Annotated in this window: 20 protein-coding genes; 16 read left to right on the top strand and 4 right to left on the bottom strand. The window is 67.4% G+C overall.

What is annotated here, in order from left to right; genetic code table 11:
- The first annotated feature begins 83 nt into the window (after nucleotides 1-83).
- The 3 genes from NMD1_RS12765 to trxB all read left to right on the top strand — a co-directional run bounded on the left by NMD1_RS12765 (nucleotide 84) and on the right by trxB (nucleotide 2,473).
- Nucleotides 84-503, top strand: coding sequence for a response regulator (locus NMD1_RS12765; RefSeq protein ID WP_233497599.1), 420 nt, complete (start codon nucleotides 84-86; stop codon nucleotides 501-503).
- Between the two features lie 80 nt (nucleotides 504-583).
- Complete coding sequence (locus NMD1_RS12770; protein ID WP_125955038.1) at nucleotides 584-1,375, top strand: tyrosine-protein phosphatase; 792 nt, start codon at nucleotides 584-586, stop codon at nucleotides 1,373-1,375.
- 126 nt (nucleotides 1,376-1,501) lie between these two features.
- The gene (gene trxB / locus NMD1_RS12775; protein WP_125955039.1) at nucleotides 1,502-2,473 is read left to right on the top strand and encodes a thioredoxin-disulfide reductase; all 972 of its coding nucleotides are present in this window, start codon (nucleotides 1,502-1,504) and stop codon (nucleotides 2,471-2,473) included.
- On the opposite strand, the gene NMD1_RS12780 is transcribed toward trxB, so the two are convergent.
- The 4 genes from NMD1_RS12780 to NMD1_RS12795 all read right to left on the bottom strand — a co-directional run bounded on the left by NMD1_RS12780 (nucleotide 2,470) and on the right by NMD1_RS12795 (nucleotide 5,275).
- Nucleotides 2,470-3,255, bottom strand: a complete 786-nt coding sequence (locus NMD1_RS12780; RefSeq protein ID WP_125955040.1) for a hydrolase 1, exosortase A system-associated — start codon at nucleotides 3,253-3,255, stop codon at nucleotides 2,470-2,472. The genes trxB and NMD1_RS12780 overlap by 4 nt on opposite strands.
- Nucleotides 3,252-3,923, bottom strand: a complete 672-nt coding sequence (locus tag NMD1_RS12785) for a hypothetical protein (protein WP_199558121.1) — start codon at nucleotides 3,921-3,923, stop codon at nucleotides 3,252-3,254. The genes NMD1_RS12780 and NMD1_RS12785 overlap by 4 nt, the downstream gene beginning before the upstream one ends.
- A 5-nt stretch (nucleotides 3,924-3,928) precedes the next feature.
- Nucleotides 3,929-4,204: a phosphopantetheine-binding protein gene (locus NMD1_RS12790; protein ID WP_124807955.1), complete on the bottom strand. Its 276-nt coding sequence runs from the start codon at nucleotides 4,202-4,204 to the stop codon at nucleotides 3,929-3,931.
- Nucleotides 4,205-4,273: 69 nt separating this feature from the next.
- Nucleotides 4,274-5,275, bottom strand: coding sequence for a GNAT family N-acetyltransferase (locus tag NMD1_RS12795; protein ID WP_233497600.1), 1,002 nt, complete (start codon nucleotides 5,273-5,275; stop codon nucleotides 4,274-4,276).
- Nucleotides 5,276-5,311: 36 nt separating this feature from the next.
- Between NMD1_RS12795 and NMD1_RS12800 the strand changes: the two genes are divergently transcribed.
- The 13 genes from NMD1_RS12800 (at nucleotide 5,312) to NMD1_RS21560 (ending at nucleotide 23,618) form a co-directional block, all read left to right on the top strand.
- The gene (locus NMD1_RS12800; RefSeq protein ID WP_125955043.1) at nucleotides 5,312-6,847 is read left to right on the top strand and encodes an acyl-CoA ligase (AMP-forming), exosortase A system-associated; all 1,536 of its coding nucleotides are present in this window, start codon (nucleotides 5,312-5,314) and stop codon (nucleotides 6,845-6,847) included.
- Nucleotides 6,844-8,070, top strand: a complete 1,227-nt coding sequence (locus NMD1_RS12805) for a pyridoxal-dependent decarboxylase, exosortase A system-associated (protein ID WP_125955044.1) — start codon at nucleotides 6,844-6,846, stop codon at nucleotides 8,068-8,070. Before NMD1_RS12800 ends, NMD1_RS12805 begins: the two co-directional genes overlap by 4 nt.
- 210 nt (nucleotides 8,071-8,280) lie before the next feature.
- Nucleotides 8,281-8,928: an XrtA/PEP-CTERM system exopolysaccharide export protein gene (locus NMD1_RS12810; RefSeq protein ID WP_124807951.1), complete on the top strand. Its 648-nt coding sequence runs from the start codon at nucleotides 8,281-8,283 to the stop codon at nucleotides 8,926-8,928.
- Between the two features lie 31 nt (nucleotides 8,929-8,959).
- A complete protein-coding gene (locus NMD1_RS12815) occupies nucleotides 8,960-10,480 on the top strand; it encodes an XrtA system polysaccharide chain length determinant (protein WP_125955045.1) in 1,521 nt (506 codons plus the stop codon).
- A 16-nt stretch (nucleotides 10,481-10,496) separates the two neighbouring features.
- Nucleotides 10,497-11,501: an AAA family ATPase gene (locus tag NMD1_RS12820; RefSeq protein ID WP_125955046.1), complete on the top strand. Its 1,005-nt coding sequence runs from the start codon at nucleotides 10,497-10,499 to the stop codon at nucleotides 11,499-11,501.
- A gap of 2 nt (nucleotides 11,502-11,503) precedes the next feature.
- The gene (locus tag NMD1_RS12825) at nucleotides 11,504-13,237 is read left to right on the top strand and encodes a preprotein translocase subunit YajC (protein WP_125955047.1); all 1,734 of its coding nucleotides are present in this window, start codon (nucleotides 11,504-11,506) and stop codon (nucleotides 13,235-13,237) included.
- A 16-nt stretch (nucleotides 13,238-13,253) separates the two neighbouring features.
- Nucleotides 13,254-14,498 (top strand): XrtA/PEP-CTERM system-associated ATPase, encoded by a 1,245-nt coding sequence (locus NMD1_RS12830; protein WP_125955048.1) that lies wholly within the window; start codon nucleotides 13,254-13,256, stop codon nucleotides 14,496-14,498.
- A 16-nt stretch (nucleotides 14,499-14,514) separates the two neighbouring features.
- Nucleotides 14,515-15,447 carry an XrtA system polysaccharide deacetylase gene (locus tag NMD1_RS12835; protein WP_125955049.1) on the top strand — a complete coding sequence of 311 codons (933 nt, stop codon included), beginning with the start codon at nucleotides 14,515-14,517 and terminating at the stop codon, nucleotides 15,445-15,447.
- Entirely contained in the window at nucleotides 15,444-16,505 is a 1,062-nt protein-coding gene (locus tag NMD1_RS12840; protein WP_125955050.1) for a FemAB family XrtA/PEP-CTERM system-associated protein, read from the top strand. Before NMD1_RS12835 ends, NMD1_RS12840 begins: the two co-directional genes overlap by 4 nt.
- A complete protein-coding gene (locus NMD1_RS12845) occupies nucleotides 16,439-17,743 on the top strand; it encodes a TIGR03087 family PEP-CTERM/XrtA system glycosyltransferase (protein ID WP_233497603.1) in 1,305 nt (434 codons plus the stop codon). The genes NMD1_RS12840 and NMD1_RS12845 overlap by 67 nt, the downstream gene beginning before the upstream one ends.
- Nucleotides 17,733-19,289: an exosortase A gene (xrtA, locus tag NMD1_RS12850; RefSeq protein ID WP_125955051.1), complete on the top strand. Its 1,557-nt coding sequence runs from the start codon at nucleotides 17,733-17,735 to the stop codon at nucleotides 19,287-19,289. The genes NMD1_RS12845 and xrtA overlap by 11 nt, the downstream gene beginning before the upstream one ends.
- Nucleotides 19,290-19,299: 10 nt before the next feature.
- A complete protein-coding gene (locus NMD1_RS12855) occupies nucleotides 19,300-21,189 on the top strand; it encodes an XrtA/PEP-CTERM system amidotransferase (protein ID WP_125955052.1) in 1,890 nt (629 codons plus the stop codon).
- Between the two features lie 215 nt (nucleotides 21,190-21,404).
- Complete coding sequence (locus NMD1_RS21560; protein WP_233497606.1) at nucleotides 21,405-23,618, top strand: EAL domain-containing protein; 2,214 nt, start codon at nucleotides 21,405-21,407, stop codon at nucleotides 23,616-23,618.
- Nucleotides 23,619-23,890: the final 272 nt, after the last annotated feature.

The following is a 23,890-nucleotide window of genomic DNA, read 5'->3' on the forward strand; positions in this document are numbered from 1 at the left end:
CTGGAACCATCCGGCGGGAAAAGCATTGTCGGCGGTATAGAAGACCAGCGGCAATGCGGCCGCGCCCGGGACAAATCGGTTTGGTGACGCAGGACAACAGCTATTCGGGCATGACCGGTGCCGGTCACCATGAAAGTCCCAAGCGGATTCTGGTTCTGGACGACGAGCCGTTGATTCTGCTGGATCTGGAATGCGCCGTCGCTGATGCCGGGTGCGTGCCGCTGACCGCCCTTGAACCTGACGAAGCTCTTCAAATCCTTGATGTCGAGCCGGTCTGCGCGGCCATTCTCGATGTGTCGCTGGGGCAGGGCAAGACCTGCGAGCCGGTCGCGCGGGCGCTCGCCGCGCGCGGCGTGCCCTATGTGCTGCATACCGGGGACGTCGAGCGGCTGGACATGGCGGTGCGCGATCTTGGCGGGATTCTCGTGCCCAAACCGACGCCGGCCTCCGTCGTGGTGACGCGTGCCCTGCAATGCGCTTGCGGTGACGCCCGGCAGATATGAACCACCCGCGTTAACCGTCACTGTCTTGCAATCGGCCTGCCGCAGGGCAACAAGGCATCCCGAACGAGGAGCCTGACTAGATGATCGATGCGGACACCCGCGTCCTGCCCATGCAGGGTATTCACAACTTTCGGGACTACGGCGGGTATCGCGCGCGCGGCGGTGCCATCCGCCAGGGCGTGCTGTGGCGATCGGGCCAGCATGGCGATGCCACGGCGGACGATCTCGATGCGGTGCATCGGCTGGGCATCGCCACCGTGATCGACTTGCGCGGCGATAGCGAGCGCGAAGCCTGTCCGTGCCTGCGCCATCCCGAATTCGAAGGGCATGTCCTGTTCCACCCGGGCGAGACGGCCAGCGCTCATGGCCGCGCGGCGCACGAGGAAGCGGCGGAGCAAGTCCGCACCGCCGCCGACGCGCACGCCGCGATGATCCGGCTCTACGAAACCCTGCCGTTCCGCCCCGTGCTGGTCGGCACCTATCGCCTCTATCTGCGCGCGCTGGTCGATCGGGACGGGGCAAGCCTGCTGCATTGCCTGGCCGGCAAGGACCGGACGGGCGTGGCCGCCGCGCTGGTGCATCACCTGCTGGGCGTCCATCCCGACGATATCGTGGAAGATTACCTGCTGACCAACACGGCGGGCAACGCCGAGGCGCGTATCGCGGCGGGCGCGCGCCACGTTCGCGCCGGGTTCGGCCGCCACATGGACGATGCGGCGGTGCGGGTGCTGATGTCGGTCCATGCCGATTACCTCGACACGAGCCTTACCGCGATTCGCGAACAACATGGCTCGGTAGAGGCCTATGCCGATGCGGTGCTGGGCTTCGGCAAAGCCGATATCGCGGCGCTGGAGCGGCGCCTGATAGTCTGACCTCGCCGATCACAAGGCGAATTTGCCGGATAACCGGACCGCGCGGACTCGCATTCCGCGCCCCGGTTTCCTATGTCGCGTGCCCAGTTTCGGCATCCGTTGCCAAGGCCCCGACCGGAGTTCACCATGGCCACCACGCACAAGACCCGCATGCTCATCATCGGTTCCGGCCCTGCCGGGCTCACCGCCGCGATCTATGGCGCGCGAGCGGGTATGGAGCCGATCGTGGTGCAGGGGCTGCAGCCGGGCGGGCAGCTGACCATCACCACCGATGTCGAGAACTATCCCGGTTTCCGCGAAGCTGTGCAGGGGCCGTGGCTGGTGCAGGAAATGCAGGCCCAGGCCGAGCACGTCGGCACACGGATGCTGTGGGACACGATCACCGAGGTCAGCCTGGAAGGCCCGCCGTTCCGCGCGGTGGGCGATAGCGGCGACATCTACGAAGGCGATACGCTGGTGATCGCCACGGGCGCGCAGGCCAAGTGGCTGGGCGTGCCGGGCGAAGTCGAGTTCGGCGGCAAGGGCGTCTCCGCCTGCGCCACTTGCGACGGGTTCTTCTATCGCGGCAAGAAAGTCGTGGTCATCGGCGGCGGCAACACCGCTGTCGAGGAAGCGCTCTACCTGACCAACCATTCGCAAGACGTGACGATCATCCACCGCCGCGATTCCTTCCGCGCCGAAAAGATCCTGCAGGACCGCCTGTTCGCGCATCCCCATGTGAGGGTGCTGTGGAACAAGAAGGTCGACCGTTTCGTGGGCGAACCCGGCAAGGGCCTGACCGGCGTGGCGGTGATCGATACCGAAACGGGCGAACAGTCGGTGGTGGAGACGGACGGCGCCTTCGTCGCGATCGGCCACGCCCCGGCCACCGAACTGTTCAAGGGCAAGCTGGAACTGGACGAAAGCGGCTATATCGTCGTTCAGCCCGGCACGCCCAAGACCGCGATCCCCGGCGTGTTCGCGGCCGGCGACGTGATGGACCACACCTATCGCCAGGCGGTGACGGCGGCCGGCACCGGTTGCATGGCGGCGCTGGATGCGGAACGGTTCGTGGCCGAACTCGATTTCGCGGCCAGCAAGGCCGAAGCGGTCGGCTAATCCAGCACGTCCAGCAGGCGCGTGAACAGCCATTCGCGCGCCGCGTCGTCGGAAAAGCTGTGCGATGCGCTGGCGATCCGCTGGACGCGCGCATCGTCTTTGGGCCACGCCGCCTCGAACAGTTGCGCGGTGCGGTCACCGCTGGCGAGCAGGATGGTGAGCGGCCCGGCGAATGCGTCTGCCCCGGCGCGCAACGCATCCACCAGGGAGGAGGGCGCGGCCGCCGGCGCGGCGGCGCTGCGCAGGCCGCGGAACAGCTTGGCGAGGTTTACGCCGCCCGATAGCAGGCGCAGCACTTCGCGCGGGTTCCTCAGCTTGGCGAGATAGCGCTGGCGGATCGCGGCGGCGGGCATCGCCGCGGGCGCTTCCTCGCCATCGATCGTCCACGGGTTTGCCAGCACCAGCGCATCGATGCCCAGCCCGGCGTGGTGCAGCAGCAGCGCCGCGGCGGCATCGCAATTGCCGAAAGCGACCACACGGCGGACTTGCGGCGCCGCCTTGCGGAACGCGGCGAGCGCGGCGGCCAGATCATCGCTGCTGGAGCGGAACCCGCCGTTGGCGCCTTCGCTGTCGCCTACCCCGCGCCGGTCGAAGCGGAACACGGGAACGCCATGGCGCGCGAGCCGGGCCGCGAGTTGAGCCTGTCCGGCCCACGCTCCGGCGCGGACCTCATTACCGCCCGAAACGATGAGCAGGCCCGTAGTCCCCGTGGCGGTGGCCATGTCCAGCGTACCGGCCAGCGCCGCGCCCGCGCACGGGAAGGTCAGGTGCAGGCGGTTCATGCCGCGATCTCGCGCGCGATCATGGCGGCCAGGGCATCCGACTGCGCAGCATCCTCGCCCGGTTCGGCGCGCAGCCAAAGCGCGCCGCCGCCAAGCTCCGCCTGCCGGATCGTGCGCTGCCCCTCGTCCGCCGGCACGGCCGTCTCCAGCCCCGCGATCAGCGAGGCGCCGCAGCGGTATCCGGCGAGGTCCAGCCCTTCGGCGCGGCCGTGCTCCAGCAGCGTCGCGCTGTCCTCATCACGCCCGGCCTCGCGCGCGGAGAGCGTTCGGGCGCGGAGCATCTGGCGCAGGACCGTGGCGCCCTTGACCGGCTCCAGCACCCAGCCCGGCAGCGAGGTGGGAAAGACCAGCGCCCCGCCACGCACCGCCAGCACACGCGTTACGGCGAAGTGCGCCGCCGCCTGTGCCATGGCGGTGCGCCAGGCGTGGAGGCTCTGGGCGGCAAAGTCCTGCGGGCTTTCGTTGCAGCCGGGCAGGTCGGGCAGGAAGCTGTCGATCCCGGCGGCGTCGAGCCGGCGCATGGTTTCGACCAGGAAGCGCCGCGTGCGGTTCGCTTCCTCGAACAGCGCGGGCACGATCAGCAGGCGGTGCGCGCGGTCACGGTCGAACGCGAGCGCCTGTTCGCTGGCGGGGCCTTCCGGGCCGGGGCAGGGCCAGTCGGCGAACACCGCGATCAGGCGGCCGCGCGCTTGGCCTGCGCGAAGGCGAGCAGGTTGCCGTAGGTTTCCAGCAACTCGCCATCGACTTCGTCATCATCGATCACGATGTCGAAGCGGTCTTCCATTTCGGTGAGCAGGCCGGCCACGGCCATCGAATCGAGTTCGGGCAGCGCGCCGAACAGCCCGGTATCCGCATCGAACGCGGCAACGCGGTCCGCCGCGAGACCCAGAACGTCGCGCAGGATCGCGCGGAGCAGCGTGTCGGTTTCGTCGTTGGCCAGACCGGTCACTATCGAACCTTCCCTGATATCATGGTTTTCGCGGCGTCTAGCCAGCGCGGGAGTCCGGAGCAAGGGGCGTTACGTCCGCCCGCCGCGCACGAGCGCCTTGGCGATGGCCGGCCAGCGGCGCGGAGCGAGCGGACGGTAGAACGCCACCTGCCAGCGCGTGCGGGTGCTTTCCATCCAGTCGCGCTTGTAGGGATCGTCGCCGGTGCCGAAGTCCACTTCGCGCACGCGGTCGCGATCGATCACGTGTTCGAACAGCGCGGCGGTCAGCAGCGTGCCGGGCGAATGGGCCTTGGCGCTTTCATCGTGCGCCAGCTTGTGAATGAAGGCGGTGCCGCCTTCCACCGTCCAGAACTGCGCGGCCACAGGCTTGCCGTCGATCGTGGCGATGCCCAGCCGCAGATTGCCGGCCGCGCTTTCGGCTTCGGCGAAGCGGCGCAGGAAGGCGGGGCTGCCTTCTTCCGGCTTCCAGCTCAGCCGATAGATTGTTTCATAGGCGGCCCAGTCCGCTTCGTTGAACGCGGTGGCGATGCGTAGATCGACTACCCCCTTCTTGCCCTTGCGGCGCACGGTTTCGCGCAGGCGGCCGGGGCGGGCGGCCCAGTATTCGGCAAAGCTGCGGCCATCGACCGGCAGGATATGGTTGGTATCGCAGGGCGTCGCGAAAGCCAGCCAGCCCGCCTTGCGGAACGCGGCGGTCAGCGGCGCCACGTCTTCCTCGGGCAGCGGTGACAGCACGATGCCGTCGTGCGTGCGTGACAGGTCGCGCGCGATGCCTTCGAGCAGCGCGACGCCCTGATCGGTCCAGCGCGCGCGGGTGAAGAAGCTGTACCAGTTGCCGAGCGGTTCCAGCGTGCCCGGCGCGGTCTGGCGCACCGGCAGCACCGCGCGTTCGTCCCCATCGCTGGCGGTTGCCAGGAAGCAGCGCGCGGGATCGAGGCATTCGCGCGCCAGCAGCGCGTACCAGTCCAGCCGGTCGAACGGCGCGTGCTGCATCTCGCGCCCGAGCAGGCGCGAAAGCGCGGCGTCTTCTTGCGCTTCGTTAAGACTGGCGTGATAGACGATGGCGCCCAAGAACCGAATTCCCCGTTGCGAAGGTCCGAAAGCCGCGTGTCCGCCGATCCCGATCCTACCGTTCATCCGCTGGACCATCTGCCGTTGCGCGGCGCGCCGGAAGCTCCGGCGCTGGTCCTGCGGAACGAGACCCTTAGCTTCCAGGCGTTAAATGACCGTGTAGGCCGGCTTGCTGCATGGCTCGCCCGGCAGGTGCCGGAAAAGGGCGCGCGGGTGGCGACATGGCTGGCCAAGACCGAACTGGCGTGCCTTATGCCGCTGGCGGCGGTGCGCGCCGGGCTGGTGCACGTTCCTGTGAACCCGCTGCTCAAGCGGGCGCAGGTGGCGCATATCCTGGCCGACAGCGGCGCGCGGCTGATGATTTCCAACACGGCGCGGCTCGATACGCTGGAGCCGGGCGATGCCGGGCAGGCCGCGCTGTGCGAGGAAGCCGGCGTGCGCGCGGGTCTTGCCGGGGAGGCCGATCCGCTGCCACCGAGCCAGGCCATGTCCGACGATCTGGCGGCGATTCTCTACACCAGCGGATCGACCGGCCGGCCCAAGGGTGTGGTGCTCAGCCATGCGAACCTGTGGCTGGGGGCGGTCAGCGTGGCGTATTACCTGAAGGTGACGGCGGCAGACCGCGTGCTGGCGGTGCTGCCCTTCGCGTTCGATTACGGCCAGAACCAGCTGCTTTCGACGTGGTACGCCGGGGGCGCGGTGGTGCCGCTCGATTACCTGACCCCGCGCGATGTGGTGAAGGCCGTGGCGCGCGATGGCGTGACCAGCATTGCCGCGGTTCCGCCGCTGTGGCTGCAACTGGTGGAGCAGGACTGGCCCGAAGACGCCGCCCGGCAACTGCGCCGGCTGACCAACAGCGGTGGCGCGCTGACGCCCTCGCTGGTGCGCGCCTTGCGCGGCACGTTCCCCGAAGCGCGGCTCTATCCGATGTACGGGCTGACCGAGGCGTTCCGTTCCACCTATCTCGATCCCGATCTGGTCGATCGTCACCCCACCTCGATCGGACGGGCGATTCCCTTTGCCGAGATCATGGTCGTGGCCGACAGCGGCGCCGAAGCCGCGCCGGATGAGGAAGGCGAACTGGTGCACGCCGGGCCGTTGGTGGCGCAGGGCTATTGGCAGGACACCGTACGCACCGCCGAACGCTTTCGCCCCGCGCCGGCGTTCTCCGCGCTTGGCGGCATGGCGGTCTGGTCGGGCGACCGCGTGCGGCGCGACGCCGAAGGGCTGCTGCATTTCGTGGGGCGGCGCGATGCCATGATCAAGACCTCGGGCAACCGTGTCAGCCCGCAGGAAGTGGAGGAAGCGGCGGTGGCCACTGGCCTGGTCGCCGAAGCCGTCGCGCTGGGCCTGCCCGATCCGCACCTGGGGCACGCGATCCATCTTGTCGCCCGGCCCGCCGTGGCGCCGGAGAAAGCCGAGGCGGAACTGCTGCCCGCGCTGACCCGCGCGCTGCCCAATTTCATGGTGCCGCGCCACGTCCACTGGCGGGCGGACATGCCGGTCAGCCCCAACGGCAAGCTGGACCGCGTGGCGCTGGCCGCCGAACTCGCGGGCGGAGATAACGCATGAAGCCGCTCGGCCCCATCCCGCCCGGTTTCGCCGCGATCGACGGGGAACTGGCCATCGCTGGTCGCAAGGCGAGCGATCTTGCGGCGGACGCGGGGAATACCCCGCTGTTCGTCTATGCGCGCGAATTGCTCGACCGGAAGATGGCCGGGTTGCGCGCCGCGATGCCGGAGCGGCTGGCGATCCACTATGCGGTGAAGGCCAATCCGTTCGGGCCGCTGCTCGCGCACATGGCCGGGCTGGTCGATGGATTCGATATCGCGTCGGGCGGCGAACTGGCGATGGTGGAGGCGGCCGGCATCGACCTGGCGCTGGTGAGCTTCGCCGGGCCGGGCAAGCGCGATGCCGAACTGGAGGCGGCGATTGCGAGGGGCGTGACGCTCAACCTCGAATCGGAAGGCGAGGCAGAGCGCGCCCTGGCCATCGCCGAGCGGCTGGGGCGGACGCCGCGCCTTGCCATCCGCGTCAATCCCGATTTCGATCTCAAGGGATCGGGCATGAAGATGGGCGGCGGGGCCAAGCCGTTCGGGATCGATGCGGAGCGCGTGCCGGCGCTGGCGCGCCGCCTGATCGCGGCGGGCGCGGAATGGCGCGGTTTCCATATTTTCGCGGGAAGTCAGGCGCTTGATGCCGCCGCCATCGCCGATACCCAGGCGCAGACGCTGCAGCTGGCGGCGCGGCTGGCGGAGGAAAGCGGCGCACCGCTGCCCAAGTGCAACCTGGGCGGCGGCATGGGCATTCCCTATTTCCCGGGCGACGAGCCGGTGGACGTTGCGGCCGTGGGCGCGGCGCTGGCCGAACGCTTCGCGGACCTGCCGGCGGTGCTCGCCGACACGCACTTCTGCATCGAGCTGGGCCGCTATCTGGTGGGCGAGGCGGGGGTCTATCTGACCCGCATCGTCGACCGCAAGGAAAGCCACGGCGAGATCTATCTGGTTACCGATGGCGGGCTGCATCACCAGCTTGCCGCCAGCGGCAACTTCGGCACGGTGGTGCGGCGCAACTATCCCAGCGCCATCGCCACGCGGTTCGGTGCCCCGGTGGAGGAAGAGGCGAGCATCGTCGGCTGCCTCTGTACCCCGCTGGACCGGCTGGCCGACAAGGGCGGCTTTCCCCGCGCCCATCCGGGCGATCTGGTGGCGATCTTCTGTGCCGGGGCCTATGGCGCCAGCGCCAGCCCGGCGATGTTCCTGGGGCAGGGGCCGGCGGCCGAAATCCTCTTATGAATCCGTAACGGAGCGGATTTTCATACTGTCCGCCCGATCCGTGCCGTTTCGGGACTGGCCGCAAATTCCCGCTGTTTCGCGGGCGCGGTTCAGTGAAGGCTAACGGTATCTTCACCCTTTTTGGCGATAGCCGACACTGAATAGCGGTGCCTTTCGCGTCCCTTGGCGGGACGGCGGAAGCGATGCCGCTGGCTCGGAAAAGGACAGTCCATGCCGATCGATACGCGTCTGACCCGCCTGCTTGCCGGCACCGCCATGGCAAGCCTTGCCCTGACGGGCTGCGCGGGTTCGGGCGGCAAGCCGCAGCTTCCGCCGGCCTCGTTCGTCTCGCTGCAGGAAGGGCCGGGCGAGGAATACGTGATCGGTCCGCTCGACGAACTGACGATCTTCGTGTGGCGAAACCCCGAACTCGGCGCCAGCGTGCAGGTGCGGCCGGACGGGCGCATCACCACGCCGCTGATCACCGACATGCCGGCGGTGGGCAAGACGCCGTCGATGCTGGCGGAAGACCTCAAGCTCCAGTTGTCGCAGTACATCCAGGAGCCGATCGTCTCGGTCATCGTCAACAAATTCGCCGGCACGTTCAGCCAGCAGGTGCGGATCGTGGGGGCCACGGAAAAGCCGGCCTCGATCCCCTATCGCGCCAACATGACGCTGCTGGACGCGATGATCGCGGTCGGTGGCCTCTCGGAATACGCCGCCGGCAATCGCGCCCGCCTGATCCGCTTCGACAAGCAGACCGGCAAGCAGAAGGAATACGCCGTCAAGCTGGGCGATCTGCTGCGCAAGGGGGACAGCAAGGCCAACGTCCTGCTCATGCCCGGGGATGTGATCATCATCCCCGAGAGCACGTTCTGAGCGGCGGCGGCACCAGGGGGCCTTTCCGGCGATGACCAACATCTATGAAGAAGTGCGCATCGCGCTTTACGGCATCTGGCACCGGCGCTGGCTGGCGCTGGGTATCGCCTGGCTGGTCTGCCTTGTCGGGTGGGTCTTCGTGGCGATGGTGCCGAACAGCTACGAATCGAAAGCGCGCATCTTCGTCCAGACCGACAATGTGCTGTCCGACCAGATCGGCGTGGGCAACGACGGCAAGCGCGATATCGAGCGCGTGCGCCAGACGCTGACCAGCTCGGTCAATCTCGAGAAGGTCATCCGCGCGACGCGGCTGGGCGACAAGATCACCAGCGACAAGCAGATGGAATCGGCGGTCCAGGGCCTGGGCGCGCGGATCAAGGTGGTCAGCCAGCAGGACAACCTGTTCGAGATTTCGGCCAGCTCCGGTAGCGGCGGCTATACCGACGTGCAGAACGCCAAGCTGGCGCAGGACATCGTGCAGAAGATGATCGACATCTTCCGCGAGGAGAACCTGGCCGGCGGCCGTGGCGAGATGAGCAGCACGCTGGCCTTCATGGACCAGCAGCTGGCCGATCGGCAGAAGGACCTCGAAACCGCGGAGCAGAAGCGCCAGGAATTCGAGGCGAAGAACACCGATCTCATTCCCGGCAGCGGATCGCTGGGCGCGAAGCTGGAAAGCGCGCGTTCCGAACTGCGCGGCGTCGAATCCGATCTGCTGGCGGCTCAGAGCGCGCTCGCCTCGATCAACGGCCAGCTTTCGGGCACGCCGCCGACGATCATGGTGCCCGGCGTATCGGGCGGCGCCAAGGGTGCGCTGGCACAGGCGCAGTCCGATCTCGCTTCGATGCGCGCGCGCGGCCTTACCGACAGCCACCCCGACGTGATCGCGCTCAAGAGCCAGATCGCCAGCCTTTCCCGGCAGGCGGCATCGGAAACGGGGCACGTCGGCGGTACGCCCAACCCGGCCTATTCCTCGCTCCAGTCTATCAAGGCGGATCGCGAGGCAAGCGTGGTGGCGCTGCAATCGCGCAAGGCATCGCTCCAGGGCGAAATCGGCCAGCTTACCGGTAAGCAATACAGCGAACCGGCGGTCGCCGCCGAAGCGGCGCGGATCAATCGCGATTATGACGTGCTGAAGGAACAGTACGACAAGCTGCTGCGCGATCGCGAACAGCTTCGCCTGCGCGGGCAGGTGGAATCCGAACACGATGCGGTGAAGTTCGACGTGATCGATCCGCCGTCCACGCCGCGCGCGCCGACGGCCCCGGATCGGCCCTTGCTGCTCATGCTAGTGCTGATCGTGGGCCTTGGAGCGGGCTGCGGCGCGGCTTTCGCGGTGGCGCAACTGCGATCGACCTATACCACCACCGGCCAGCTCGAACGGGCCTCCGGGATGCCGGTGCTGGGTTCCGTGTCGCTGACGCTGACGCGCCAGGCGCGCGCGTTGCGCAACCGGCACCTCAAATGGTTTGCCGGCGCGAGCGCGGGCCTTGTGGCCGTGCTGGTGGTGCTGCTGGCGGTCGAGTTCATGAAGCGCGGCATGGTGGCGTGAGGAAGCGGGGTTGAAGATGACCGACCAGAGCAAGATTCCGCTGCCGCCTACCGGCCCATCGCTGATCGAGCGGGCTGCGGGGACGTTCGATTTCCGCAAGGTGTTGCAGGCTCCCGTGCCCGCCACCCCTGGCGCGCCGGCTGCGGAGACGCCTGCGCCTCCGCCCGTTGCTGCGCCCGTTTCGCCCCTCGCGCCCGTGCCACCACTGCCTGCGGCCGTGGATCGTCCTGCCCCGGTGGACGCGCAGCCCGTGCTCGACGGTATCCCGGCGGAGCAGGTCTTCAAGGGCAAGCTGCATCCCATCGACCGCCTGCACTTGCGCGAACAGTGCCTGATCGAACCCGATGGCGCGGTGACGGAGCTGCTGGAGGAATTCCGCATCGTCAAGCGCCAGTTGCTGCTGACGGCGGCGGATTCGCGCGCGGGGCGTGGTGCCCCGCATGGCGAGCGCATTCTCGTCTGCTCCGCCCATCCGGGCGAGGGCAAGACGTTCTGCGCCACCAATCTGGCGCTGTCGATCGCGGCGGAAAAGGACAACGAGGTCCTGCTGGTCGATGCCGATTTCGCCAAGCCCAGCGTGCTGTCCGCGCTCGGCCTGCCCGGCGGCCCCGGCCTTATGGACGCGCTGGCCGATCCGTCCGTGCGAGTAGAGGACTGCATCCTCGGTACGGACATTCCGGGCCTGTTCGTGCTGCCGGCTGGCAATTCGACCGGGTCGGACACCGAATTCCTGGCGTCCGCGCGCACCCGTACGGTGCTGGACCGGCTGACGGCGCACGCACCCAATCGCATCGTCATCTTCGATAGCCCGCCAGCGCTGGCGGCCTCTCCGGCTTCGGAGCTGGCCATGCACGTGGGGCAGGCGATGATGGTCGTTCGCGCGGACCAAACCGGCGAAGCCGAGCTGCGCGACGCCGTGAACATCCTTTCCGGCTGCGAGAACATCCGGCTGTTGCTCAACTGCACCCGCTTCTCGCCCACGGGCCGGCGGTTCGGTTCTTATTACGGGTACAAGGAATGATAATGGCCCGCTTTTCCTCGCGCCGGGGTGCGCAATCCGCCCTGTACGGTGCCGTCGCGCTGCTGGCGCTTCATGGTGCGCCAGCGCTTGCGCAGCAGCTTGACTACGGCAACGTCGATGATGCCTCGGGCGGAAGCGCCACGGGCGGCGATGCCGGCGCGAAAGGACGCGGCGGGCACTCGATCCGTTCCGCCGGTGGCGGGGCGCGGACCACCATCCAGCCCTATCTCGAGGTGTCGCAGAACCTGCTAGCCGAACTGAAGCCGGGCGACGATGTGCTGACTTATACCGCGATTGCGGCCGGGGTTGATGTCGCGCTCAACGGGCGCAACACGCAAGGGGCGGTGTCCTTCCGCTATGAACGGCGCATCACCGAAAAGGGCAATACCGCCAACGGCGACACGATCTCGGGCCTCGCTCGCGTGAAGCATGATCTGATCCCCCGTACGCTGTCGGTGGAAGCCGGCGGCCTGGCGACGCGGACCCGCGTGGATGCCACCGGGGCGGGCAGCCTCAACCCCGTGGCCACCAGCAGCGCGACCACCCAGATCTATTCGGCCTATGCCGGGCCGGCGCTGGCAACCCATGTCGGCGACGTGGCGGTCAACGGCTCCTACATGGTGGGCTACACCAAGGTGGATACCAAGAACGGCGTGACCGCCGTTGCCGGGCAGCCCAGTTCCAACATCTTCGATCATTCGCTTTCGCAATCGGCGCAGCTTTCGGCAGGCGTACGCCCCGGCGTGATCGCACCGGTGGGCGTGACCGCCAGCGGCCGTTATGCGCAGGAAGACATTTCCAACCTCGACCAGCGCTATCGCGAACTGAACGCCGGCGTGCAGGTGACCCTGCCGGTGACGCAGGGCCTCGCGCTGGTGGGCGATGTCGGGTATCAGGACGTACAGGTTTCGGCCCGCGATGCGGTCTATGATGTCAACGGCGTGCCGGTGATCGGCAGCAACGGCCGCTTCGTTACCGACAAGTCCAAGCCGCGCGCCATCGCCTATGATTTCAGCGGCCTTAGCTGGGATGCCGGCGTGATGTGGCGGCCCAGCCGGCGCACATCGCTTTCGGCCTTCGTCGGCCGCCGGTATGACAGCACGACCTATTACGGCAGCTTCAGCTATGCGCCCAATGCGCGCAGCGCGCTGGGTATCTCGGTCTATGACGGCATTTCGGGCTTCGGCTCCTCGCTCGGCAATGCGCTGCGCGACGTGCCGACCGACTTCGAGGTCGGCCGTGATCCGTTCAACGGCAACATCAGCGGTTGCGGCATCGGTTCGACAGGCGGCGGCTGCGTCAACGGCGCGCTGGCCTCGCTGTCGTCGTCGGTGTTCCGCGCCCGCGGCGTCAACGCGACCTACGGCATGACCGTGGGCCGTCTGCGCGCGGGGATCGGCGCCGGCTATGTGCGGCGCAAGTTCATTGCCGCGCGCGGGACCGTGCTGGGCCTTGCGGATGGCACGGTGGACGAAAGCTGGTATGTCGATGGCAGCGTGTCCGGCCGGCTCGACCGGCGATCCAGTTTCGCCGTGGCCGTGTACAGCGCCTGGTACAACAGCGGTTCGGCTGGCAATGCCAAGAGCAACGCGGTGGGCGCGAACGCTTCCTACTTCCGCAACCTGACCGATCGTCTGGTCGGCAGCGCGGCGGTGGGGATCGATGGCTTCAGCCGCAAGGCGGCGCCGGATGAACTCGTCGCATCGGGCCGGATCGCCCTGCGCTACAATTTCTAACCCCCGGGGGGCTTCGATGTACGATACGTTCTATGGGCTGACAGGACGTCCCTTCCAGCTCACGCCGGACCCGGATTTCTATTTCGAGAGCACGACGCACCGCAAGGCGCTGTCGTACCTCGGTTATGGTCTGGCGCAGGGCGAAGGCTTCATCGTCATCACCGGTGAGGTAGGCGCGGGCAAATCCACGCTGGCCGCGCACCTGATGGCGACGATCGACCGCCAGCGGCTGACCGCCGGCCAGATCGTCACCAGCAAGCTCGACGGCGAGGAACTGATCCACGTGGCCGCGCGCGCGTTCGGGCTGCATGTGCCGGGGCACGACAAAGCGTCCGCGCTCGCGGCGATCGAGGTGTTCCTGCACGAAGAGGCCCGTGCCGGCCGCCGCTGTCTGCTGGTGGTGGACGAGGCGCAGAACCTTTCGATCGGCGCACTCGAAGAATTGCGGATGCTGTCGAACTTCCAGCTTGGCGCGCATCCGCTGCTGCAGATGCTCCTGCTGGGGCAGCCGGAATTTCGTACGCTGCTGCAGACATCGCCCGAACTCGAACAGTTGCGCCAGCGCGTGATCGCCTCGCACCATCTCGATGCCATGGAAGCGGGCGAGGTGGGGCCGTATATCGAACATCGCCTCGCGCGTGTGGGCTGGACGGGCAATCCCGCGTTCGAGCCGCGCGTCTATGCCGACCTGGCGCGCGCAAGCGGTGGCGTGCCGCGCCGGATCAACCAGATCGTCAGCCGCCTGCTGCTGATGGGGGCAATCGAGCAGTCCCCGCGCATTGACAGCGCCATGCTGAAGGACGTGCTGACCGACCTGGATCGCGATGCGGCGGGCGGTGCCGTCGCCGCGCGGCCGGCCCCCGCAGCCGAACCGGCGCTGGCCGATGCATTGCCGGTGATGGATTCCTTCGCCGCGCCCGAACCAGCGCTGGAGCACGGCGTTCAGCCGGTTGGCGAAGCCGCGCCCCAGGCGCATGCCCAGCCAGCGTTCGACCTGTCCATGATCCAGCAGGCGCTGGCCAGCCGCGACGAACAGATCGCCGAACTGCAGCAGGCCGTGATCGAACTTGCCGAACTGCGCCCGGCCGCAACGACGGAAGACCCGGCCCGCGATGAACTCGCCGCCGCTCTGGCGGATGCCAACGGTCGCGTCGCTGCGCTGGAAACGCGGCTGGCCGAGCAGGAACAGGCGATCCGCCATGTCCTGACCATGCTGATCGAATGGCTGGAAAGCGAACAGAAGCCGCGCCTCGCGGCTTGAGGAAGGGAGCGTGCCGATGACCTGGCCTAGCTCAGGGCCCAGCTCAGGGCCCAGCAGAGGGCCCGACCAGGCGCCGCGCAACGGCCTTTCGGTCGATGTCGAGGACTGGTTCCAGGTCGGCGCGTTCGAAACCGTGATCGATCGCGGGGACTGGGATGGCCTTTCCTGCCGTGTCGAGCGCAATTGCGACGTGATTCTGCGCATGTTCGCCGATGCCGGGGTGAAGGGCACGTTCTTCACGCTGGGTTGGGTGGCGCAACGCTATCCGGCGATGATCCGCCGTATCGCCGATGAAGGGCACGAGATCGCCAGCCACGGCTGGGACCATGCCCGCGTGTTCACGCTGGGCGCCAAGGCCTTTGCCGAGGATATCGCGCGGGCGCGGGCGGTGCTGGAAGATGCAGGCGGCCAGCGCGTGACCGGCTATCGCGCGCCCAGCTTCTCGATCGACGCGCGTACGCCCTGGGCGCACGAGGTGCTGGCCGAGCAGGGCTATGCCTATTCTTCCAGCGTCGCGCCGATCGTGCACGATCACTACGGCTGGCGCGAGGCGCCGCGTTTCGCCTTCCGTCCGGTCGCGGGTGCGGACCTCATCGAGATCCCGGTAACGACGGCCGAAGTGGCCGGGCGGCGCATGGCGGCGGGCGGCGGCGGCTTCTTCCGCCTGCTGCCTTATACCGTTTCGCGCTGGGCGATCCGGCAGGTTAACACCGTGGATGGCCGGCCGGCCGTGTTCTATTTCCATCCGTGGGAAATCGATCCGGAACAGCCACGCGTCGCTTCCGCGCCGCTGCGCTCGAAGGTGCGGCACTATACCAACCTCACGGTCATGGCAGCCAAGCTGGACCGGCTGATCCGCGATTTCCGTTGGGGGCGCATGGACGAGGTGGCCGCAGGCCAGATGGCCCTGGCTCTGCCGGCGCAACCCGTACTGGGGAAGGCGGCATGAACGCGCCATTCCGCTTCCTGGCGGCCCGCGTGCGCCTTGCCGATCCGGGTGACCGCCCGGCTATGGCGCGGTTCCTGGCCGAAGACCCCGCCGCCACGGCCTTCCACCGCCTGGAATGGATCGACGCCGTGGAGCGCGCCACCGGGCACCGCGCGCACCTGCTGCTGGCCGAGCGTGATGGCGCGATTACCGCGATGCTGCCGTTGCACGCGGCGCACTCCCCGCTTTTCGGCCGCGCGCTGGTCTCGACCGGGTTCGCAGTGGGCGGCGGGCTGATCGGCGATGCGGGCGAAGCCACGGCGCTGTTCGATGCCGCGCGCGAACTGGCCCGCCGCCTGTCCACGCCCACGATCGAGCTGCGCGGCGGCCTGATGCCCGAAGGCACGGGCTGGCACATCAAGCAGGATAGCCATGCCGGCTTCGTCCTGCCGCTGGCTGCCGACGACGAGGCGCAGTTGCTTGCCGTTCCGCGCAAACAGCGCGCGGAAGTGCGCAAGGGATTGGGCAACGATCTGGAAGTGCGGGTCGGCCGGTCCGGGGCGGATCGCGCGATGCACTACGCGGTCTATGCCGAATCCGTGCGCAACCTGGGCACGCCGGTATTCCCCAAGCGCCTGTTCGATGCGGTGATGGACCTCTTCGTTGCGGATGCGGATATCCTGACGGTGCTGCACCAGGGCAAGCCGGTCGCCAGCGTGCTGAGCCTGTACCATCGCGGCGCGGTCATGCCCTATTGGGGCGGTGGCGTGTTCGCGGCGCGCGCGCTGCGCGCCAACGACGTGATGTACTACGCGCTGATGAACCACGCGCGCGGCCGGGGCTGCGACCGGTTCGATTTTGGCCGGTCCAAGACCGACAGCGGCGCCTATCATTTCAAGCGCAACTGGGGCTTCGTGCCAGAGCCGCTGTCCTATGCCACTTGGTCCGCCGATGGCGTTCCTCCGCGCGACGTCAATCCGCTCAGCCCGCGCTATCGCGCCAAGATCGCCGCGTGGCAGAAACTGCCGCTGCCGATCGCGAACCGGCTCGGTCCGCTGATCGCGACCGGGCTGGCCTGACGGGAGCGGCCATGGGCGAAATCCTGTTTCTGGCGCACCGGATGCCGTTTCCGCCCGATCGCGGCGACAAGATCCGCTCGTGCCACATGCTGCGCCGGATCAGCGCGCTGGCGCCGGTTCATGTCGCGTGCTTTGCCGATGACGAGGCGGACTGGTCGCACGAACCGGAACTGGCGGCGATTTCGGCCAGCCTGTGCCTTGTCGCGCGGACCAAGTCGGTTCCCGTAGCCGCCGCGCAGGCGCTGGCAACGGGCAAGCCCGTCAGCCTGACCGCGTTTTCCTCGCCGGCCATCCGCCGCTTCGTGCGCGAAACGCTGGCCACCCGGCCGATCTCGGCGATCTTCGTGTTCTCCGGGCAGATGGCGCAATACATTCCGGAGGATTTCACCGGGCCGGTGGTGATGGACTTTGTGGATGTCGATTCCGCCAAGTTCGAAGCCTATGCGCGCGCAGGCAATCCAGCGGTGCGGGTGATGTACCGGCGCGAGGCGAACCTCCTGCGCCGGTTCGAGGAAAAGATCGCGCATCGCGCCACCGCCAGCGTGTTGGTGACCGATGAGGAAGCCACGCTGTTCCGCGATCGCCTGCAGCATCGGCGCGGTACGCGGGTGATGGCGCTGCCCAACGGCATCGACTGGCGGTTCTACGATCCGTCGGGCATCGTCCCCGCGCCGGACATGCTGCGCGCCGGGCCGCAGATCGTCTTCACCGGCCAGATGGACTATCCGCCAAACGTGGCGGCGGTGGAATTCTTTGCGCGCCAGGTCATGCCGCGCGTGCGCGAACGCTTTGCGCAGGCGGAATTCAACGTGGTCGGTCGCGCGCCCGTGGCCGAGGTGCAGGCGCTACACGGGCGCAACGGATGCCGCGTGACCGGCACGGTGCCCGATGTCCGTCCGTGGCTGGCCGGGGCCGATCTGGTGGTCGCGCCGCTGCTGATCGCACGCGGGGTGCAGAACAAGGTGCTGGAGGCGATGGCCATGGCGCGCCCCGTGCTGGCGACGCGCGCGGCGGCCACCGGTATTCCCGCGCGCGTGGGGCAGGACCTCGCGGTCGCGGACGGGCCGGAGGATTTCGCCACGCACACGATGACGCTGCTTGCGGATACGGCGCTGGCGCGCAGCATGGGCGCGGCGGGGCGGCGCTTCGTGGTCGACCGGTGCGGCTGGGACCGCGCGCTCGACCCGCTGCCGGCCCTGCTGGGCGCGGACCGCAGGGGGGATCGCCATGCGGCCTGATGCCGCGCCCTTGTCCTCAATCCAGCGTTTCGTTTTGGCCGTGCCGGAAAGCTGGCGGCGGCCGTTGCTGTTCGTTGCCACGGCATGGCTGGGCGTGTTCGCGCTGTTCGCCGGCGATTGGCGCGACATGGCGCTGCAATGGTGGGACAGTTCGACCTACAACCACGCGCTGCTCATCCCGCTGATACTCGGCTGGCTGGTCTGGCTGCGGACGGACGGATTGCTGCGCCTCGTGCCTTCCGCCTGGTGGCCGGCGCTGCTGCCGTTCGGCGGGGCGTGCTTCCTGTGGATGCTGGGCGATTTCTCCGGCTTTTCGCTGGCGCGGCAACTGGCGGTGGTGGTCATGTTGCAGGCGAGCGTGCTGACGCTGCTGGGGCCGCGCGTGGGCGTGGCGCTGGCGTTTCCGCTGTTCTACATGCTGTTTCTGGTGCCCGCCGGGGACGAGATGATCCCGACGCTGCAGACCGTGACGGCCAGGATCACGATGCTGCTGCTGTCTGTGGCGGGAGGCCCCGCCACGATCGACGGCGTATTCATCACCGCCCCGGGCGGCTACTTCGAAGTGGCCGAAGCCTGTTCGGGCGTGAAATTCCTGATCGCGATGGTGGCCTATGGCACGCTGGTCGCCAACGTCTGCTTCCGCAGCTGGCCGCGCCGTGCGGCGTTCATGGCGATGGCGTTGGTGGTGCCGATCCTGGCCAACGGGGTGCGCGCATGGGGCACGGTGTTCATCGCCGGAAAGGTCGGCATCGGCTTCGCCGCCGGTTTCGACCATGTGTTCTATGGCTGGGTGTTCTTCGCCATCGTGATGGCGCTGGTCATGGCCGCCGGCTGGAAGTTCTTCGACCGCGCGATCGATGATCCGATGATCGATGCGGATGCGATCGCGGCCTCTCCGCTGCTGGGCCGGCTGGCCCGCTTGCGCTGGCCCGAAGGCCGGGCGCTGGGTGCGCTGGCGGGAACCGCCGCGCTGTTCATGGGCTGGGGGGCGATGGCCAACCGGCTGGAAGCGCCCGTCCCTGCGCAAATACTGCTGCCCGACGTGCCGGGCTGGCACCGGGTAGACATGGCGCCTGCCGCGCCCTGGCAGCCGTTGCACACGGGTGCCGAGCATCGCTTGCTGGGCAGTTACGCCGATGCGAAGGGCCATCGGGTGGAGGTGTCCTACGCGCTCTATGCCGGGCAGGCCGAAGGCAAGGAGGCTGGCGGCTTCGGGCAGGGTGCCTTGCCGCTGGGCAGCAGCTGGGCCTGGGAAAAGCCGGGCCTGGCGCTGGAAGGTGCGAAGTCCGATGTGATCCAGGCGCCGGGGCCGGTCCACCGCCTCGCGCTCACCTGGTATCGCACCGGCGATCTGCTGACCGGCAGCAACGCGCGGCTCAAGCTGGCCAACATCGCTGACCGGCTGCTGTTGCGTCGCCGGCCCACAGCCGCGTTGATCGTGTCGTCCGAAGGCAGCGATGGGCAGGCGGAAGCCGCCGTTCGCGCGTTCCTGGGTGCTACCGGTCCGGTAGCGACCTGGATGGACCGCACCGGCAACATGCGATAGGCGCGGAGGCATGTGCGGCATCGCGGGCATTTTCCACACGGAGGGCATGAAGCCGGTCGATCCGGCGCGGCTGGAGCGGATGTGCGATGCCATTGCGCATCGCGGGCCAGACGGGCAGGGGATATGGACTGCTCCCGGCGTGGCGCTGGGGCACCGCCGGCTGGCGATCATCGATCTGGCGGGATCGCCTCAACCGATGGCCGCCACCGATGGTTCGGCGATGCTCGTCTTCAACGGCGAGATTTACAATTTCCGCGAATTGCGCCGCGAATTGCAGGCCGATGGCGCGCAGTTCCACACTGACGGCGACAGCGAGGTAATTCTGGCTGCGTGGCAGCGCTGGGGCGTCGATTGCCTGCCGCGCCTGCACGGCATGTTCGCCTTCGCGCTCTATGACCTGCGGCAGCGGACGCTGCTGCTGGCGCGCGACCGGCTGGGCGTGAAACCGCTGTTCACCGCGCAACTGGCCGATGGCAGCGTGATCTTCGGTTCGGAGCTGAAGGCCCTGCTGGCCCATCCCATGCTGCGGCGGGATATCGATCCGCTGGCGATTGAGGACTACCTCGCCTGGGGTTACGTGCCGGATCACCGGTCCATCCTGAAGGGCGTGGAAAAGCTGCCGGCGGGCCATTACCGCCTGCTGCGGCACGATGCCCCGCCGGCCGCCCCGGTGCAGTGGTGGGACATCTCCTTTGCCGACCGGGAGCCGGGCAATACCGCCGATCTGGGCGCGCACCTGCTGCATCGCCTGCGTGAGGCGGTGACCTCGCGCATGATGGCCGATGTGCCGCTGGGTGCCTTCCTTTCGGGCGGGGTCGACAGTTCCAGCGTCGTGGCGCTGATGGCGGAAGCCAGCACCGATCCGGTGAAGACCTGCAGCATCGGCTTCGACGTGCAGGCGCTGGACGAGACGGCCTATGCCGACAAGGTGGCCGCGCTGTTCAGCACCGAACACCGCAAGCGGGTGGTGGCGTCGGACGATTTCGCGCTGATCAACCGGCTGGCGGGCATGTTCGACGAGCCTTTCGCCGATGCCTCCGCCCTGCCGACGTTCCGGGTCTGCGAACTTGCGCGCGAGCATGTGACCGTGGCGCTTTCAGGCGATGGCGCGGACGAAGCTTTCGCCGGATACCGCCGGCAGGTGTTCCAGCATCGCGAGGAATCCGTGCGGGCGCTGCTGCCGCAAGGCTTGCGAACGCCGGTGTTCGGCACGCTGGGGCGGCTCTGGCCCAAGGCGGACTGGGCGCCACGCCCGCTGCGGGCCAAGGCAACCTTCCTCAATCTCGCGCGGAGCGGAGAGGAGGGCTATGCCCGATCGCTCTCCGTCACGCCGGTCGAACTGCGGGAACGCCTGTATGGCGAGGATTTCCTGCGGCTGCGGGGCGATTATCGTGCCGAACAGCCTTTTGTGGAGATGATGCGCCGGGCGCCGGGGCGTTCCGGGCTGGACCGGGCGCAATACGCCGATCTCAAGTTCTATCTGCCCGGCGACATTCTGACCAAGGTGGACCGGACGAGCATGGCGGTCAGCCTTGAAGCGCGCGAGCCGCTGCTCGATCATCGCTTGCTGGAATTCGGCGCGCGGCTGCCCGAGGCCATGCGGGTGCGCGGCGCGACGGGCAAATGGCTGATGAAGGACGTGATGCGCCGTTATCTGCCCGAAGACGTGCTGTTTCGCCCCAAGATGGGTTTCGTCACCCCGATCGCCGCATGGCTGCGCGGACCGCTGGCCGGAGAGGCCAGGGCGGTGGCAGAAGGTGGCGTGCTGGCGCGAACGGGCTGGTTCCGTGCTCCTGTGCTGCGCGATATCGCCGAGGCTCATATCGCGGGCCGCGCCGACCATTCCCGCCTGCTGTGGCAAGTGCTGATGCTGGATCGCAGCCTGGCGCTGCTATCCTGATCCGCCCCGCCGCGGGAGGGCGTGGGCTTCCGTGCGATCGCCGGGAGCGTGCTTCACCGCCTGTTCAATTTGGTTGATGGGCGGTAACCATGGTAATGTCATATAAACCATTTCGGATTAGACGCCGATCGTAACCTTTTTCGTGACGGTCCATGCGAAACTTTCTGCGATCGCCAGTTTCAATCTCGGTGCTCATTGGGCTGATATGCAGCCTGGTGTTCATTGCCGAGCCGTTGGACCAGATCTACTGGAACGTTCGCTATCGCCTGTCGAGCCACGCGATCTCGCAGCCGGTTATCGTTATCCCGCTGGATAACCAGGGTTCGGGATCGACGAAGAGCAGCGGCTGGACCACGATGGAACAGGCCCGGCTGCTCGAACTGGTGCGACGGCAGGTTCCGCGCAAGGTCGTGCTCGACGCGCGCGTCGATACCGGTCAGTCGATCTGGGGCGATCGCGCGCTGGCGCGTGCCATCGGTGAACTGGGGGACGATTTCTCGCTGGTTCTGCGCAACAACAGCGTGGATGCGGATTCGCACGGCGAGTTCCTGTTCCCTGCCTCCTCCGTGGTGCCGCGTTCGCGCATTGCCATTTCCAAATGGAATGCGAACTTCATCGATTTTGCCACGACCGCGCCCTATGCGGTGCGGATCGACGGCAAGTCCTATCCCACGGTCGGCCCGGCGGTTGCCGGTATCCGCGGGCGTGAGGGCGGGGTCTATGTTCCCGATTTCTCGCTCGATCCGGATTCGGTGCCGCAGCTTCCTGTCAGCAAGCTGCTCAACGGCAAGTTCGCGCCGGGCCTGCTGACCGGCCGCACCGTCGTCATCAGCGATTTCGGAACGGCAGGCCGACCGATCGGATACTTCGGGCACGGTCGCACGCCCGACATCGCGCTGGCCTTCGCCGGGTCGGAGGGTTTGCGGCGTCCTTTCGCCATCGTGCTGCCTCGCCTTGTGCTGCTGGGCCTGCTGGCGGTCTGCCTCGCGCTGGCGGCGAATGCCCGATCGCGTCGGGAAAAGGCGTTGTTCTATATCGCCGCCTGCGGCGTCACGTTCGTGCTGCCCGCCATTCTCGTCGAATTTGGCATCCTCAGCTTCACCGATCAGCTTCTCGCCACGATGGCGATCTATGGCAGCATCCGCCTGTGGCAGAAGTGGCGCCGTCGCGTGCAGCACACGAGCGCGTCGGGCCTGCCCAATCTTCTGTCGCTCACCTCGAAACAAATCGAGGTCGGGCGCGACGTGGTGGTCGCGGTGATCGCGCGCTATGAGGAAATCCTCGCGACGCTGCCCAAGGAACTCCATGGGGAATGCGCGCGGCAGATCGCGCGCCGCCTGTCCGTCGGCTCGGGACGCAGCGAGATCTACAACGGCGATGGCGGTCATTTCGCCTGGACCGAGGAAGCGCGGCCGCTGGAAATGCAGCTCAACCACCTTGAAGGGTTGCGCGCGCTGTTTTCGGCTCCGCTGCAGATCGGCGAGCACACGTTCGACACCAACATCCATTTCGGTCTCGACCGCAACGAGGGCGTGGATGCCCTTGCGCGCGTCAATTCCGCGCTCGCGAGCGCCAACGAGGCGCTGACCAGCGGCCGGTCGATCGAACTGTTCGAAGCGGCTCGCCTTGCCGAAGCGCCGTGGGAACTTTCGCTTCATGCGCGCATCGATGAAGGCCTGCGCAACGGCGATATCTGGCTGGCCTTTCAGCCGCAGTGGGACTTTGCCGAAAAGCGCTTCTGCGGCGCGGAAGCCCTGATCCGCTGGAACCACCCCACGCGCGGGCCGATTGCGCCCGATGCCTTCATCCTGCAGGCGGAGCGGGCAGGGCGGATCGACGCGCTGACCTTCTGGGTTCTGGAAGAGGCGATTACGGCCGCGCTGGAAATCAACGCCCTGGGGCCGCGTTTCCAGATGAGCATCAACCTTTCGGCACAGATGGTCGACAAGCCGAACCTGGTGTCGAACATCGCCGAGGTGGTGCAGCGGCGCGGGATCGATCCCTCGCTTCTGACCATCGAGGTCACCGAAACCTCCAGTGTCCACAACCGCCCGGCGGCACGTCACAATCTTTCGCAATTGCGCGCACTGGGCTTCCGTCTTTCGATCGACGATTTCGGCACCGGCGAGGCGAGCCTTTCCTACCTGGCCGAATTGCCGAGCGATGAGTTGAAAATCGACCGCCGGTTCGTTTCGCGAATCACCACGGCAGAGCGTGAACGCGCGATCGTGGCCTATACGATCGCCTTGGCGCACGATCTTCACCAGGAAGTGGTGGCCGAGGGGATCGAGGACGAGGCGACGCTTCAGCTTCTGATGGAGCTGGGCTGCGACTACGCGCAGGGGTACTACCTCGGCAAACCGCAATCCTTCGCGGACTTCATCCAGACCTACCGCAGATCGGCCGACATCCAGATCGGAATCGTTTAGGGATTGTTAACCCTCGACGTTAATGATAATTTTTGCTTCCAACCGTGGATGGAGGCAAAAGCTATGTCGATTTGGCGTTGGCTGCTTCAGCTGATCTGAAGCACTGAAAATACGGGCATTTCCGCAAGGAAGTGCCCGTTTTCTGTCATTCCTGGGTTTTCTGATTTCCACGGATTTTGGTGGAGCCCGGGTTATTGATTTTGAGTTTTTTGGTTAACCCGTGCGGTTTCGCGCGGGTTTTTTGTTGGGTGATTCGCGCCAGCGGATTGGTG

Origin of the sequence: Novosphingobium sp. MD-1 (assembly GCF_001014975.1) — a bacterium.
Classification (GTDB): Bacteria; Pseudomonadota; Alphaproteobacteria; order Sphingomonadales; family Sphingomonadaceae; genus Novosphingobium.

Excerpts from the sequence above, each read along its gene's own strand:
- NMD1_RS12770 (WP_125955038.1), top strand. The coding sequence starts at position 584 with ATGATCGATGCGGACACCCGCGTCCTGCCCATGCAGGGTATTCACAAC.
- trxB (WP_125955039.1), top strand. The coding sequence starts at position 1,502 with ATGGCCACCACGCACAAGACCCGCATGCTCATCATCGGTTCCGGCCCT.
- NMD1_RS12780 (WP_125955040.1), bottom strand. The coding sequence starts at position 3,255 with ATGAACCGCCTGCACCTGACCTTCCCGTGCGCGGGCGCGGCGCTGGCC.
- NMD1_RS12805 (WP_125955044.1), top strand. The coding sequence starts at position 6,844 with ATGAAGCCGCTCGGCCCCATCCCGCCCGGTTTCGCCGCGATCGACGGG.
- NMD1_RS12810 (WP_124807951.1), top strand. The coding sequence starts at position 8,281 with ATGCCGATCGATACGCGTCTGACCCGCCTGCTTGCCGGCACCGCCATG.
- NMD1_RS12815 (WP_125955045.1), top strand. The coding sequence starts at position 8,960 with ATGACCAACATCTATGAAGAAGTGCGCATCGCGCTTTACGGCATCTGG.
- NMD1_RS12820 (WP_125955046.1), top strand. The coding sequence starts at position 10,497 with ATGACCGACCAGAGCAAGATTCCGCTGCCGCCTACCGGCCCATCGCTG.
- NMD1_RS12825 (WP_125955047.1), top strand. The coding sequence starts at position 11,504 with ATGGCCCGCTTTTCCTCGCGCCGGGGTGCGCAATCCGCCCTGTACGGT.
- NMD1_RS12830 (WP_125955048.1), top strand. The coding sequence starts at position 13,254 with ATGTACGATACGTTCTATGGGCTGACAGGACGTCCCTTCCAGCTCACG.
- NMD1_RS12835 (WP_125955049.1), top strand. The coding sequence starts at position 14,515 with ATGACCTGGCCTAGCTCAGGGCCCAGCTCAGGGCCCAGCAGAGGGCCC.
- NMD1_RS12840 (WP_125955050.1), top strand. The coding sequence starts at position 15,444 with ATGAACGCGCCATTCCGCTTCCTGGCGGCCCGCGTGCGCCTTGCCGAT.
- xrtA (WP_125955051.1), top strand. The coding sequence starts at position 17,733 with ATGCGGCCTGATGCCGCGCCCTTGTCCTCAATCCAGCGTTTCGTTTTG.
- NMD1_RS12855 (WP_125955052.1), top strand. The coding sequence starts at position 19,300 with ATGTGCGGCATCGCGGGCATTTTCCACACGGAGGGCATGAAGCCGGTC.